A 13,671-nucleotide genomic window follows, 5' to 3' on the forward strand; every position below is an offset into this window, starting at 1 on the left:
ATGGGACCTTTTCAGGGAGTCGAGATTACCACCACCAAAGTTCATATGGGCAGCAAGGATCTCGTGACAATCAGCATGGGCTCCATGCAGCCGGAAAACATTAGTGGACCGAATGCTTTACTCGGCGTACCCGCTGGCAACGATCAAAAGGCGATTCGTGGCAACTACACCGAGCTCGTGGACGGCCTACGCGATACCTCCATCAGTAAGACCGACAAGCTGCATGTGGTGTTAACTCGCACCACCGACCTTGATCTTGATCACAAGCTCACCGTCACGGGAACTGAAACCACCGAAATTCACACGGATCGAAAGCTGCATGTTTTCGGGCATGACATCGAAGACTATGCTGTTCATCGTGAGGTTACGGAGCCTTTCCAATATGAATACAAAGGCTTCGACGGAGCGCTGAAGGTCATCAGCATGGATACTATTGGGCTCGATCTCGCCTTCAAGACCACACAGGTTGAAGCGGTCGGCGTTGCCACTGGTGGGGCTTTGATCGAACTCGAACAAGAAGCTATTCATCACCGGGTGGAAGCCATGCGCTCCCACGTCGCAGGTTTTGTCGATGGCTTCTGCGGGTTTGCCGTCAAGGTAGAAACTGAAGTCAACGCCTCAGCCACTATGAGTTCGGACCACCTGGGATGAGCGGCCAGGAAGCTTTCGAACGCCGACGTCGTCTGTCCGCCTCACCCTCCATGCTGCTGCCCTGGGTACGCGCCGAGCAGTCCCAAAACTTTTTCCTCTACTGGCTGCCTGTTTCCGGCTTTCCCGTGGTGCACAATGAACGCGTCTGGCTGCAAGACTTCTATCTCCGCCTCGCGGCACAAATAGAGAATAAGGCCGATCTGCGTTCGGAGGTCTTTGTTCAGCTCAAGATGTTTACCAACAGGCGCTCTGAGGTACTCCAGCGGTATAGGGAAAAGTACCCTGTTATGCTCGGCCTGTCCCGCGCGCCCGATGCCCCGACCCCGCCTATGCCGACGGCAGAAGATGCCAAACGGCTTGCCCTCGACGGCAAGGAAATTCGCATTGAAGACTCGGTCGCTGATTACTGCTATTGGCTGGAAGGCGGAACGTTTCCCACCCACGTCGAAACCTTTCTCGGCAATGGCGGCTTCCTGACGCTCTTTCTTCTGCCTGATCCCAAGCCGAAACCCGCGCCGCTTCCCCTTACGCCGAAGTTGCGCGCCGCCCTGCCCGGACCGCCCGGCATGGATCTCGACGCAATGCTGCAGTCCGCCGCACGCAAGCAGGAAAGCTTCCTCGCTCAATCCAAGCGCCTCTTTGGCCGCGGGCTGGAAGAACAGCCGGAGTACATCGGCCTGCAGTACATCGTGCCACTCCTGAAGACCTCGGACTTTCTCAACGCCTCACCCGAGCTGCTCGAAGACTGGTTTTCGTTCTTTGGCCTCTATCTCAACGAAAGCCCTGCTGATGGAGGAGTCATCATGAGCTTCCAGCGCGATCTCGAACCGCTGCTGGTCGAAGTCCTGACCACCATGCGTGAAGAAGGAAAACAGTATCCAGCCTCTCGCAAAGGATTCCAGATATGACATGGCCCGTTGCGAGCCCTCAGGAACTCGCCCCGCTCGAACTGCTGGCCGAAACAGGGAAGTGGCAGCTCCATCGTCTACCCAACGCTGCATTCCCATCTAGCAAAACCTACGTAGAACATGCCCGGCAATGGCACACCGTTCTCGACGAGCAGTTCGGGTGTACCGGCCTTATTCACCTGGAAGTCTTCCTCCACGTCTGGCGCATGTCCGAGCCGCCCATCCCCACGCTTTACCGCGAAAATACACGACTCTGGAAACCCTCGCTTGGCTTGGGGGTATGGGTCGATCGCCCTGCGCCCGCGCCTTGGACACGCGAAAGCTTCATGGACGCGAGCGCCTCACTTCTGCTGGGTGAAGAGCCACCCCTATCGGCCTACAAACTGCTCCGCTTGGACGCCGCTCCGGGCGCGCGCGCATCCGCTGTCCAGCAGCTCCTTGGCAGCGGATGCGCGACTTGCTTCTGGGGAGTAGCCGACTTCAACTCCTTCTCCGAACGCACCGCGCAGCTTCTGCTGCCCACCATTACTTCGCCCACTTATCGCGGCGAACGCTTTTACATCCCGCTGCTTTCTCCCGCTGCACTGTTGTCCGCCACACCTGCGCAACTCGACGAGTGGATGTGTGGCATGGGCGCTTATGCTCAGGAAAGCCCGGACGCCGGCGGCCTATTGATTCTGTCGCCCAATGGGAGCATTCATCGTCCTGAGCGTCGGGAAGAGTAGCAATGGAACGCCGATTTCCGCCTGGTGGACTCCTGCTTCAAGACAGCGATTAGCGAACACACCAGGCCGCACTTTGCCGACAAGGAATCTCAAATGATGTGGCAAAGAATTTTGGCGGGTTTTCGCGCTGTTGGAAGTGGCATGAGATCAAAGCTGCTGTTTGTGGCTGGGATCATTGTTTTCTTTGCGTTATATATTCTAGTCCCGCGGATACGTGCAGTAAGAGCATCTGACAGTATGTATGGCGACTGGATGGGCACAGTCTCGATTACGAAGAGTGTTCCGAAGGACAACCTGAATGACACGGAATCGCAAGGGACTGCCGTCATGCGAGTGAAATTGTCACCGGTTTGGTTTTCATTTCTTGATCGTACCGAGTCCACTGCTGTACTCATCGACGCTGACGGCGTGCGGCATACTTTTGGTATCTCTGACTTAGCTGACGGTTGGGCGTTTAGAAAACGCTGGAGCTCTAAGCAGTTGCTGGCTGGTGGAACTGACGAGACGATAATTGGGCAATGGAATCGCAGCTTTCCAGACTTTGTACTGAAATTCGATAGTTTTGGAAACAACGAATTCTCTGATGGTACGACGTATCGCATTAGCGGCTCGCTGAAGCGTGGTGATGAAGCTACGCTTCAGTCTCTCGTTCAAAACCTGAGTAGCGCACGCTGACAGCAAAAAGGAGATCACTATGTCCGATGAGGCTCCGCATCAGAATCGCCATTCTATAGAGGTTTATGTCTGGACCTCTTTGACCTCAACGGAACCCAATCGGAATTTTGGAATTGTTCGCCGTATCGTGGGATTTGCCTACGTGAGCGACAGCTTCGGCCTGGACGTGACCGCGCACAAGCAGTACTACTACGAGCAGATGCTCTCCTCCATCGTCGGCACGATTGGATCGCGGCACAACCTCAGCATCGCCGTTCAGGCGTCCAACAGCAGGACATTTAACTATGTCCAGTATGGTGAGTCGGACTAGAGCTTTCTAACCCGTAGGCCTGCGCCGTCTATCGGGGAGCTGCGTGGTCCCCTATGCTTGTCCACTTTGCCAGATAAGAGACTGTAGAAATTAAAGGAAGATCGAATGGGTAGATCAATCCACATCGGAGCAACACTGCGGAACGTAGTGATCGCGTTCCTGCTTCTGCGGCCAGTCATAGTCATTTCAATTAATCTTTACAATACGTATCTTCCCTCCACGACCAGCATGGATGGCAAATGGGTCGGAGAGCTCAAGTTCGAGGGCCTGAACACGGCAAACTATGCCACCGACGAGGAAGCGGATCGGTTGCCGCATCTGACAGATAGCGCCGTAATCCGCTTTACCTTGGCGCCAACAACACTGCTGTTCCTGAACAAGAACCACGAGGGCCGCGGCGAACTGGAGTTTACTGGGAGCGGGCAGCGCAGGTCTTTTTCGGTCCATGTGGGGTACATGGATGATGGGTCAAAACAATATCTTTTGGACTTTGACGTAAACGAGCCAAATTCATCGAGTGATTCTAAAGCTGAACCCAGATTTCGACTCGTTAATGCCTGGTTCCACGATGGAGTCTTCACCGTCGTTCCGCCGAGTTCAAGTCTTAAGAGTTCGCCGGACTGGGCTGTCTCGGGATCTCTTCACAAGGCAAATACACAACAGGAGTACAGCCGCTTATTTATCGCACGGGCTGCGAGGCGGAAATACGATGGCTCTTGAGGCAGCGCCAACATGATCAACAACGCCGCACAAGCAGCTGATCTGGTTATAAGTATCTAGGGCTTTACCGCCCCGGATTCGCGCAACCAGCGCCTGCTAATCCTCATACCTAACGTTGCTGCAGACGGAATTTACTTCAAATCAAGTTCTTTTCGCGTGACGTTGGCTTAAACGATTGAAACCGCTGTGTAGATAAGCTTTCGTTCGTAAGTTTAAACTCGGGGATCACTTCATGAAGGTTGTTTCGTTAGCCGTCGTAGTTCTGGTAATTGTTGGCAGCTATTTCCTGTTCTTCAAAACGACACCTAGCGGTCCCAGCATAGCCGGTGATTGGGTCGGCTTTTGGGATGTGCAAGCACTTGGCAGCAAACAAGGCGAGGTCGAAGCAGGCTATGGCAATTCCGTTGTGGAGCTACATCTGAGCCGCAATCTCTTCACCATGTTGCACCGGTATAGCGGAACAGGCACCATCCATACAGATAATGGACCTATCCAGGAGTTTAAGGTTATCAACGTCAGTGTGTTTCCATCCGGGCAGTTCGACGGGTTTATGGTTGGCACAGGCGAAGCGAAACAAGATGGGAAAGTTTCGGCGGCACACTCAATGGAACGACCCTCACCATGAAGAGTATGAGCACCCACACCATGGAAGCCCAGATGCAAGAAGTTCTGGAAAAGGGCACTCATGCCGATGCGCTGGCTCTTTATAAGCAGTTCAAGTAAGAGGGAGACTTCTCGATGACCGAGAAAGTGAAACAGAGTGCGTACTCAGTTCCTGCAACCGGCCCTTCTCTCGCGCCAGGTAGGAGCGTAGCAAGATGACGGCACCACTACAGTCGGGGAAGGCATCTGCAAGTATGATCACCTTCTTCACAGCTATCATCTCCGTTGGAATGCTTCTGCTGGTAGTTCTTGGCGGGGTCTACGGAGTTCCGTATCTATACAACCGCACTACCCAGCCGATCGCAGGCGCTGCGTCAAATCCAAACAGTCTGACTGGAACGTGGACGGGTAAGGTGCAAATTGTAGGAAAGGCCGACTTCTATGAGTTTTCTCGAAAAGGAGGCCAAGGTGTTCCACCCGCCCCCGATCCAAAGCCTGCTGCGGTTCGTCTGACAGCGTCTACCGTCATGGGTTGGGGCGTACCCAAATTCAAGGGCGTCGTTGAAGTCTGCGACGCAACTGGAACGCACTATACATCTCATTATGACGACGAGGCAGTCCTTGCGCCGTCGAGTTGGACGGTAGTCCTGCGTAATCTGAATGGGCCACAGATGACGCAGTTACGAGCTAAGTTCGTTCCTGGCCAGCTCAGCATTCACTGGGAGTATGCCCCAAATCAGACGATCACGGGTGTGCTTCTCAAAAATCAAGGTACGAGCTTTCAAGAACTCTGCAGCAACTTGAGGTAGGACAAGGCATCGCATCATTAGCTCAAGACCCGCTGGCCGGCTATCTGTGTCGGCAGGATGCGGACGTCTCTTATCAACGATGCAAGCCTGCGTAATTTGCATGGTTTTTCACTGGATTTAGAACTCCACCGCTGATACTGAATTTGCATCAGCTTCCGGAGTATCATCCCGAGCGCGTCTGCAGGTCGCGTGCACATGATCGCCAACATCTTCACCCAGCAGGTAGGAAAAGGATAAGCATGGAGCCGTCACCACCTTCCCCTTCCGTTACTCCCAAGAGCCCGGGGATCATCGTATCCGCTGAATTCCTCAGATTTTTTATAGTCATTTTTATATTGGGCAGCCTCTTTCTTGGTGTTCCTTATGGTCTGCGCCTCTACCGCAACTCCTGGGCCGCACCAGGCTTGCATCCCGACACGGCGCTGACAGGCGAATGGGTCGGCATCCTGAAACCACCCAGTCGCCCCGCGCCGCCCGATCTTTCGCCTAACCCGTTCGTCGCCGAATCGGATCGTCAGGAAGCCATCCGCGAGCTTCGTCAGCAGAAGCAGGATGACTTTGACAATGTGCGCGCCATCTTCGTCCGTACCTCGTTGGATCCATTTCACATCGCTTCTGCCTCACTGCGCGGCTCCGTTACGATGTGCGGTCGTGACGGCAAGCTAATCAACTACGCCTTCACCACAAACCGCGTCTCCAATGCTGGCATGTCTCTCATCCTCTACAACGACACTCAATCGCAGTTCGGCAATCTCGATGCAACTCTTCATGAAGGCGTCCTCGCAGCCGACTACCACGGCTTTGAGCCGTACCTGCTGGGTGACCTCCGGCGCGGATCACGTCAAGACTTCGAGCAGGCTTGCGCGAGTCTGACTGCGTCGGCACGACAACCGGCGCAATAGCGCGTAGGAGTCTCAGGTCAAGACTCCTACCAATATTCACCTGGCGTCCCGAGTCATGGGATACATCGCTCTAATGAGGGCGATGTTTAGTTTGGGCATGGTGTGGTGAGGCCGCACTGTTGTCCTCATTTTGCTCTTCCTGGTCGTCTTCTTGTTCCTGCCGGTGCAGTTCGCGCTCGAAGTCGGAGACGCTGGGGGCGGTCGCCAGGGGTGGGAGCGATGGCTCGTTAGCGGCTTGCTGCTCGACGCGGTGGAGCAGGGCGTTGGCATCGGCGTCGGTGCCGGGACGTAGAGTGAGACGGTGCTCCAGTGGGTCGCCAGTTTTACAGGTGAGGATGTTGCCGTCGGCTTCGCAGGAGAACTCACTGAGGACGACGTCGGGTGTGGCGTCGATCCCGAATCGTATGGAGCCGTCGGGGTGTGATTCCCAATTGATGGCGCGGAACGTGCGGGTGATGCCTTCACCGAGAATGATCATGGTGCCGGGGCCGTGGTGGGTGTCCATAAAAGAGTCGGCGTCTTCGAGGCGGAAGCGAAGGATGGCGTGGCGGTGGGGGCCAGGGGTGTCGCCCTGTAGGCTGGGCTCCCACCGGCGGCCGTCCATGGTGAGTTCGCCGATCCATTCCCCGTTAGGGTTGGCAGGGGAGACAGCCGCGATAGGGCGGGGGACGACGAGGTGATAAAGAAAGGAGCAGCCCCAGTACAGGAGAAGGCCGAGAACGATGAGCAAGAAGGGGTGTCTGAGCCAGTGGAAGACACGGCGCGGCGGGTTCAAGCGGTCGGAGGTGTCGGCCATGGCTTAGTCCTTGTCGGGTGGCGGGGCACAGGAGGATTGCGCTCGGAAGGCGGCGCGGGTGCCGCGGTGGAGCGTGGCGTGGATCGCGAGCTCGATGTCGTTGCCGAGGGTAAGGGTATCGGGAGCGCCTTTGGTTTGAGTGAGGCGTCCCAGCCAGGGAAAGGCGCCCAGGGGCGGGGTGGTACCTGGAGGCGTGGAGAAGGTACCGTCGCTGTCGTAATGGGTGATGCTGATCTGAAGGGGCCGAGCCGTGGACTCACCGTTGACGCAGACTTCACCCTTGGCCTCAATCCAGTCGAGATTGGGGCTCATGCGGTAGGCATGGAAGAAGAGGGTGCCGCCGGTATGGGGGCCGGAGGTTTCACCGTAGATCGCCGGCTTGTAGGTGCCGTTGATGGTAAAGGAGCCCTGCCAGTCGCCGGGAAGCTGCTGGGCGGTCTTGGGGGTGCCCAGGTCGAGCTTGTGCATGATCTGCGGACCCCAGATGCACAGAACGGCGATGAAGGTGATGAGGAGGGCAGTGCCCCAGCCGGATTTTTGGTAGGCCATGTGCGTTGGATGCGGAGAAGAGCAGCCATAGAGCTGATTCGCAAATAGTGTATAGCCCAGGCTGCGGTTGCTCTCCCTTGAAGAGTAGAACAGGAACGGCGGCAGCAATTTTTCACGGAAGTCCAGATATGTTCTGGCATAGCGGAAGCGTAGTTAGAATCGGAAGCATGTCTACCTCTCCCACGGCTGCTGTGCCGTCGCCCGATGCGCGTGTTCTGGTTGAACCGGCAGGGCGCAGGCTGACACGGTCCACAGCAGTGATGCTGGTGGGAGCACTGAGCATCGTCGGTGTATTCGCGATCTTTCAGACAGCGCTCGCGCTTTGGGTCCTCTGGACGAATGATCCGCTCAAATCCATCGGGGGCCTCATCCCTCTGGTGAGCTTTGTGCTCATCCTGCGAGTCTGGCGATCGCTTGGCTGGGAGATGCGCGGAAGCTGGTGGGGACTGGCGATTCTTGCCGCTACGATTGCGCTGGTCCATCTGCGCGACCGCGCCATTCTCGAGCTGATCCTCTCGCCCTCCTGGACGCTCTTCCTCCCGCCCCACTCGCTGGTGGCCATTGCCTATGCGGCGGGCGTAGTGCTGTTGTTCGGAGGGCCGAGGCTTGTTCGCGCCACGCTCTTCCCCCTCGTGCTGATGGGGTTCGTCAACCCGGTTCCCACCTTCTTTACGCTGCATGTCGATCTGCCGCTGCAGCACGCCTCGTCCCTGATCGCACGTGCCTTCGCTCACGCCCTGGGGCAACAGCTCACCAGCGACCAGTTGCGGCTGATGTTTACTCCGGACTTTGGAATGTTCATCGCGCCGGGCTGCAACGGCATCCGGGGAGCGGTCACGATGGGCTTCCTCGCGCTGATCGCGGGATATCTCTACAGGTTTCGTCTGCGCGTGCACATTCTTGTGGTCGCTGGGGCCGTGCTGCTGGGATACGTCTTCAACCTCGTTCGGCTGTGTGTCCTGGTGCTGTACTACATCGTTGCACTGCATATCCAATGGCTGCAGAGCCGCGCGGAGATGGGCGACTACCTCATCGGCGCCTGCCTGTTCTTCCTCGCGACCGCGCTGCTGTTTACCTTGATTCGCCGATTCAGCCCTGGCCATGATTTACGCGTGCCGGCATTAGCCACAACGCCGGAGAGCACTGCCGGTGTGGCGCCGGGCTTGTTGGCGCCAGGCTCGTTCCTGCCGCGCTGGATCGCGTTGGCCTTGCTGGTACTGCTGGGCAGCATTACGTATGCGCGAGCTATCGTGCAGGACTGGAAGACATCCCGTATTGCCAGCGATCCGAAGGCGCTTGGTTTGTTCCCTCAGCACGTGGGCCACTACAAGCTGCAGCGCGAGTGGAATGAGTACATGCTGAACGGCCCGCTGGTCTACTACTGGGCGGACTATGCTCCGGATGGCAGCGTCGCTCCCGAAAAGAATGCGGTGGTTTCAGTCGGCATCTCGCCGGTACTGGGGGCGCACGATACGTTGCTCTGCCACTCGGCCCGCGGAGAAGACTGGCTTTGGCATGGCGATCTTCTTTTGCCGACGGCCAGGGACGTTACGAGCTTCAGCCTCTTGTTCTTCAATAACGGAGCGACACAGTACCTTGAGGCGACGACGGTTTGCACCGGCACAACGTGCGGGCAGTATTCGAACGGCCTCAAGCACTTTGGGTTTGTCTACAGCCGGCCGGACACTCGCAATTTGCTGAGCCAGAGCCCTACACGCCCGATCCCGGTTCTGTTGCGCACCGCGACGCCGGACACTGCGCTGGCCCCGGACACCGCCCGCGCCGCACTGACAGCTAGCCTGCGGGACTTCCTCTCCGAAGCCGATCTTCCGGCGTTCACGCGCTCTTACCGCCAGCCCTGAGCGTCTTGCGTCCGGGATTTCCTTCCATGACGACGGCTTTCTAAGGCCTTTCGCTAAAGCACCGCTCCGCGTATTTTGAGCGGGGGTGTTTTCCGCTGTCATCCTTCTGTATGACAGCGAACATTTCCGACTTGACAGCTTTTGATGGGGGAGAGGATACTTCTCGTCGCACATCCAACCCACTCTTTTTCACCGGCAAAAGAAAGAGTAGAGGCTTGGATGATCACGAGTTTTCGCAGTCATTTGAGGAGTCCCATGAACCGCACACTATCCGTACGATGTATCTTCAATATTCCAGTTCTCCCGCTACGCCTGAACGCAATCGTTTGTCTGATGGCCGTGCTTTTGATGGCTGGTGGAGCAATCCACGCGCAGTTAGCTGGCAAGGGTGCGGTTGCAGGCACAATCTTCGATGCCAGCGGAGCGTCCGTTCCCGGCGCGACGATCGTGATGACGAACAACGCGACCGGGATCGCCACAACGACAACGAGCACTTCCGCGGGTGACTTCAGCGTCGCGACACTCGATGCGGGCGTTTACACCATCACCGTCACCGCCAAGGGGTTTGAGAAGCTGGCACAGCAGAATGTACAGGTGAACGCCCTTGAGACGGTCAGCTTCAGCCCGAAGTTGACGGTGGGTTCCCTTGGAGAGACGGTAACCGTGAGTACGATTCCTCCACAGTTGGAAACTACCAATGCCACGCTGGGCGCGACGATGGAGAATGAGATGTACTCCGCGCTGCCCATCGAAATGGGTGCTTACGGTCAGCCCGATCAGCGCCGCGCGACGGACTTCGCCTTCCTGATGCCCGGTGTGCAGGGCAACAACACCAACGGTAACGCAACGACCAATACCGGCATCGTCAACGGCTCAGGCAGTAGGGGCGCTGTCTCCGATGTCTATGTCGATGGCGTGGCGTTTGTGCGCGCCGGCGGCAACGGCGACCCGCGCTATGTATGGACGGCCATCTCAGTCGATGCTATCGACCAATTCCAGGTTCAGACGAGTGGTTACTCGGCCATCTACGAAGGTCAGGGCATTCAGAACTACACCGTCAAGCAAGGCGGCGCGAAATATCATGCCAGCGTATATGAGTTCTTCCGCAACACTGCGCTCGACACCTGGGGCTTTTTCGGCTCTGTCCCTAATCCTGCCACGGGCGCCAAGGTCAAGCCGATTGAGAACAGCAATGAGTTCGGCATCAATCTAAGCGGTCCACTTATTCCGTTTGGCGGCTGGAAGAACAAGGTCTTCTTCTACGGCAACTATAACGGCTTCCGTTATGCCAGCTCCACGCCCACACAGGTTACGTTCCCTACGACAGCGGAGCAGCATGGCGACTTCAGTGCCATCGGCTACCCGATCTATGACCCGAATACGCAGGCCACTTGCACGGCGAACAGCACCAACGGTCCCTGCCGCTACCAGTATGGTTACGGCCCTACCGGAGCTCATGGTCCTGCAGGCTCTCCGACGGCGATCGGCGCGCCTAATGTCATCCCTTCCAGCGAATTCTCCCAGGTCGCGCTGAACCTGCAGCAATTCCTCCCGCAGTTGTCCAATCAGAACCCGCAGGGGAACTATCTCTCCCCGAACCCGAACGCCCTCGTCAACTGGTCTACGACGGATCGTATTGACTACGTCGTCTCGCCCAGGGACACTCTCACCTTTGTTACGGCCATCGGCCGGCAAGCCAGCTCTAATCCGGCTGCGCAGACTACCGCAGGCCGCAATGTCGGCCCAGTTCCCTACAACTGGGGCCAGGCGTTCGCTCCTAAAACAGCCGTGGGTATCGTTGAAGAGACGCATACCTTCACCGAGCACCTCGTCAACCAGTTCAAGTATGGGTATGCACGCTACAACGGGCCGACCTATGATTCCGATGAGTCACCGCAGTACTCCGCTACCGCTGCCGGCCTCTCCGGTCTGCCGGTGGGAGCGGCGCAGAACGCCTTTCCGTTTGTCGATTTCAGCTCTTCCATCGCGTCGCCGATCAACAACTCTCCCAGCTGGTGGAGCGGCAATGCGCCGAACGTTACCCTGGCCGAAAATTACACGCTGGTCGACAACCTGCAATGGGTCAAGGGCAAACATACCTTCACCTTTGGCGCCCAGATCGCGTGGCTGCTCTATAACGTAATCAATGACACGGGCGGCAGCTCGCCGCTTACCCTTTCCAACGCGGTCACCGAGACAGCGGGCATCACTCCTTCCAGCAATACCAATCCGAAGTACGCAGCGGTCTCGGGTACGGGCGAAGCGTATGCCAGCTTCCTGATCGGGCAGATCGATAAGGCATCCTTTACGGATTATCTCCAGTCGGAGTTTGGCGCGCGCTTCCGCCCTATCTCACCCTACGTTCAGGACAACTGGAAGATCACCTCGAAGCTGACAGCCGATCTCGGTCTGCGCTGGGACTACTATCCGTCCGTCCGGGAGGTTCATAACGCGGAGAGCTTCTTCAGTCCTACGCTTGCCAACCCTGTTACCGGCGCGAACGGTGCGCTGCAGTTCACCGGCACTGGTCCGGGCACCTGTAACTGCTCCACGCCGGTTCAGAACTGGTACAAGAACTTTGGTCCGCGCATCGGGCTGGCCTACCAGAGCGATCCGAAGACGGTATGGCGCGCCAGCTACGGGCTCATGTTCTCCCATGGCAACGCGGTTGGTGGATCGGCCACCAGCCTTGGGACTCTGGGTTTCTCCGCGGCTCCGAGCTTCTCAGCCAACGGCATGTTGTTGAGCACCGCGCCGCTGACAGGTGCGAACGGCGCAATTCCGGCCTACGCTCCCGCACTTGGCGTTGCATCGGGCCCACAGTTTGGAACGGGTTATACGACCGTGTCAGGCTTTACCGGAACGCCATCCGGCATAGGATATGACGATCCCTACGTTGGTGCTCGCGCTCCTGAGTTCGTCAACTACAGCTTCGGGTTCCAGCATCAGTGGACCGACGCCTTTACGTCCACGATCTCCTACGTCGGGTCGCAGGGCCACTTCCTTCCCACCGATGGAGGCAATCCCCGCGGCGTCTGGGCCGATGCGCTGGACCCCAAGTATCTTGCCTTGGGTTCAGGGCTGACTGCCCTGGCGACTCCGGCCAACTGTGCGCTCTATGGCGCAGCCTGCCCAGCCAAATTCACCACGTCGCAGTCGATTGCCACAGCGCTTAAACCATTCCCCTTCCAGTCCGTCAGCGACACGTTCGGATACGTCGCGAACGCCAACTACAACGCCCTCCAGGCTTCGTTCAATATGCGTCCCGCGCATGGCCTTACGTTCATGGCCAACTACACCTGGTCGCGTTCCATCGATGACGGAGGCACCTTCCGGACGGGCTATGCCATTCCGGCTGGAACCATCGCCAATCAGCCAAACAAATCCTATGCCGCCGATCGTATAGAACGTAGCGTATCGACTACGAACCAGCCGCAGCATGTGGTCATCACGGGTGTCTGGGATGTGCCCTTTGGCAAGACGATCGCCAATCGCAACGAGATCGAGCGCGCCATCTTCGGAGGCTTCAAGATCTCGGAGATCTTCCAGGCGTTCTCCGGTTCTCCCCTCTCGATTACAGCCTCTTCCTGCCAGACCAACCCTGCGCAAACCTGCAATGAGGCCAACTACAATCCCAACTTCACCGGTCCGGTTCGCGTGAACGGCAGGTGGGGCAAGGGCATCACTGCTGCCAATACGACAGCCATCAGCTATATCGCGACCAGCGCTGGAACTCAGGCTGCTCCGACGGGACCTTTCATCTACCCGTCGCAGTTAGCCGCTACCAGTGCTTTCCCCAACGGTTCTCCGTTCGCTCCGCTGTATACCTTCGCCAACGGCGCGCGTACGGCTGCGTATAACCTCTACGGTCCTGGCAACTACCAGCTCGACCTGGCCGTGGTTCGCAGCTTTCCTATCCACGTCATCAATTCAAAACTCGACCTCCGTGCCGAGATGTACAACGTAACGAACCACACGTTCTTCGCTGTCGCGAGCACGCAGCTCGGTAACTCGAGCTTCGGAACGGTCGGTCCTAACGCCAACTACAACCGTCGGGCTATCCAGCTTTCTGGCCGCCTGGCGTTCTAGAGCATTTTCCCTGTAGGTGTAGAGCGGGGCCTCGATCTTTATGGGTGTTTTCCCCAATGAAAACGCCGCTGC

13 protein-coding genes are annotated in these 13,671 nt (G+C 57.4%); 11 read left to right on the forward strand and 2 right to left on the reverse strand.

All coding sequences use genetic code 11. The features are described from left to right. The 9 genes from HDF15_RS07505 to HDF15_RS07545 all read left to right on the forward strand — a co-directional run bounded on the left by HDF15_RS07505 (position 1) and on the right by HDF15_RS07545 (position 6,303). Positions 1-651 carry a hypothetical protein gene (locus tag HDF15_RS07505; protein WP_184254224.1) on the forward strand — a complete coding sequence of 217 codons (651 nt, stop codon included), beginning with the start codon at positions 1-3 and terminating at the stop codon, positions 649-651. After that, positions 648-1,559, forward strand: coding sequence for a hypothetical protein (locus HDF15_RS07510; RefSeq protein ID WP_184254226.1), 912 nt, complete (start codon positions 648-650; stop codon positions 1,557-1,559). The genes HDF15_RS07505 and HDF15_RS07510 overlap by 4 nt, the downstream gene beginning before the upstream one ends. Beyond that, positions 1,556-2,284, forward strand: a complete 729-nt coding sequence (locus tag HDF15_RS07515; protein ID WP_184254228.1) for a hypothetical protein — start codon at positions 1,556-1,558, stop codon at positions 2,282-2,284. Before HDF15_RS07510 ends, HDF15_RS07515 begins: the two co-directional genes overlap by 4 nt. Before the next feature lie 93 nt (positions 2,285-2,377). Beyond that, positions 2,378-2,959, forward strand: coding sequence for a hypothetical protein (locus HDF15_RS07520; protein ID WP_260330908.1), 582 nt, complete (start codon positions 2,378-2,380; stop codon positions 2,957-2,959). A 19-nt stretch (positions 2,960-2,978) separates the two neighbouring features. Beyond that, on the forward strand, positions 2,979-3,269 hold the full coding sequence (locus tag HDF15_RS07525; protein WP_184254230.1) for a hypothetical protein: 291 nt from the start codon (positions 2,979-2,981) through the stop codon (positions 3,267-3,269). A gap of 105 nt (positions 3,270-3,374) precedes the next feature. Continuing rightward, the gene (locus HDF15_RS07530) at positions 3,375-3,989 is read left to right on the forward strand and encodes a hypothetical protein (protein WP_184254232.1); all 615 of its coding nucleotides are present in this window, start codon (positions 3,375-3,377) and stop codon (positions 3,987-3,989) included. Between the two features lie 232 nt (positions 3,990-4,221). Beyond that, on the forward strand, positions 4,222-4,614 hold the full coding sequence (locus HDF15_RS07535) for a hypothetical protein (protein WP_184254234.1): 393 nt from the start codon (positions 4,222-4,224) through the stop codon (positions 4,612-4,614). A 193-nt stretch (positions 4,615-4,807) separates the two neighbouring features. Further along, positions 4,808-5,401 carry a hypothetical protein gene (locus HDF15_RS07540; protein WP_184254237.1) on the forward strand — a complete coding sequence of 198 codons (594 nt, stop codon included), beginning with the start codon at positions 4,808-4,810 and terminating at the stop codon, positions 5,399-5,401. Between the two features lie 239 nt (positions 5,402-5,640). After that, the gene (locus HDF15_RS07545; protein ID WP_184254239.1) at positions 5,641-6,303 is read left to right on the forward strand and encodes a hypothetical protein; all 663 of its coding nucleotides are present in this window, start codon (positions 5,641-5,643) and stop codon (positions 6,301-6,303) included. Between the two features lie 70 nt (positions 6,304-6,373). Here HDF15_RS07545 and HDF15_RS07550 read toward each other — a convergent pair whose 3' ends face one another. Further along, complete coding sequence (locus tag HDF15_RS07550; protein WP_184254241.1) at positions 6,374-7,099, reverse strand: hypothetical protein; 726 nt, start codon at positions 7,097-7,099, stop codon at positions 6,374-6,376. A 3-nt stretch (positions 7,100-7,102) separates the two neighbouring features. Further along, positions 7,103-7,648 (reverse strand): hypothetical protein, encoded by a 546-nt coding sequence (locus HDF15_RS07555; RefSeq protein WP_184254243.1) that lies wholly within the window; start codon positions 7,646-7,648, stop codon positions 7,103-7,105. Between the two features lie 167 nt (positions 7,649-7,815). Between HDF15_RS07555 and xrtJ the strand changes: the two genes are divergently transcribed. After that, on the forward strand, positions 7,816-9,510 hold the full coding sequence (xrtJ, locus tag HDF15_RS07560) for an exosortase J (RefSeq protein WP_184254245.1): 1,695 nt from the start codon (positions 7,816-7,818) through the stop codon (positions 9,508-9,510). A 255-nt stretch (positions 9,511-9,765) separates the two neighbouring features. Next, a complete protein-coding gene (locus HDF15_RS07565) occupies positions 9,766-13,599 on the forward strand; it encodes a TonB-dependent receptor (protein ID WP_260330909.1) in 3,834 nt (1,277 codons plus the stop codon). The last annotated feature ends 72 nt before the right edge of the window (positions 13,600-13,671 follow it).

It is taken from the genome of Granulicella mallensis, assembly GCF_014203225.1.
GTDB classification, from domain to species: domain Bacteria; phylum Acidobacteriota; class Terriglobia; order Terriglobales; family Acidobacteriaceae; genus Granulicella; species Granulicella mallensis_A.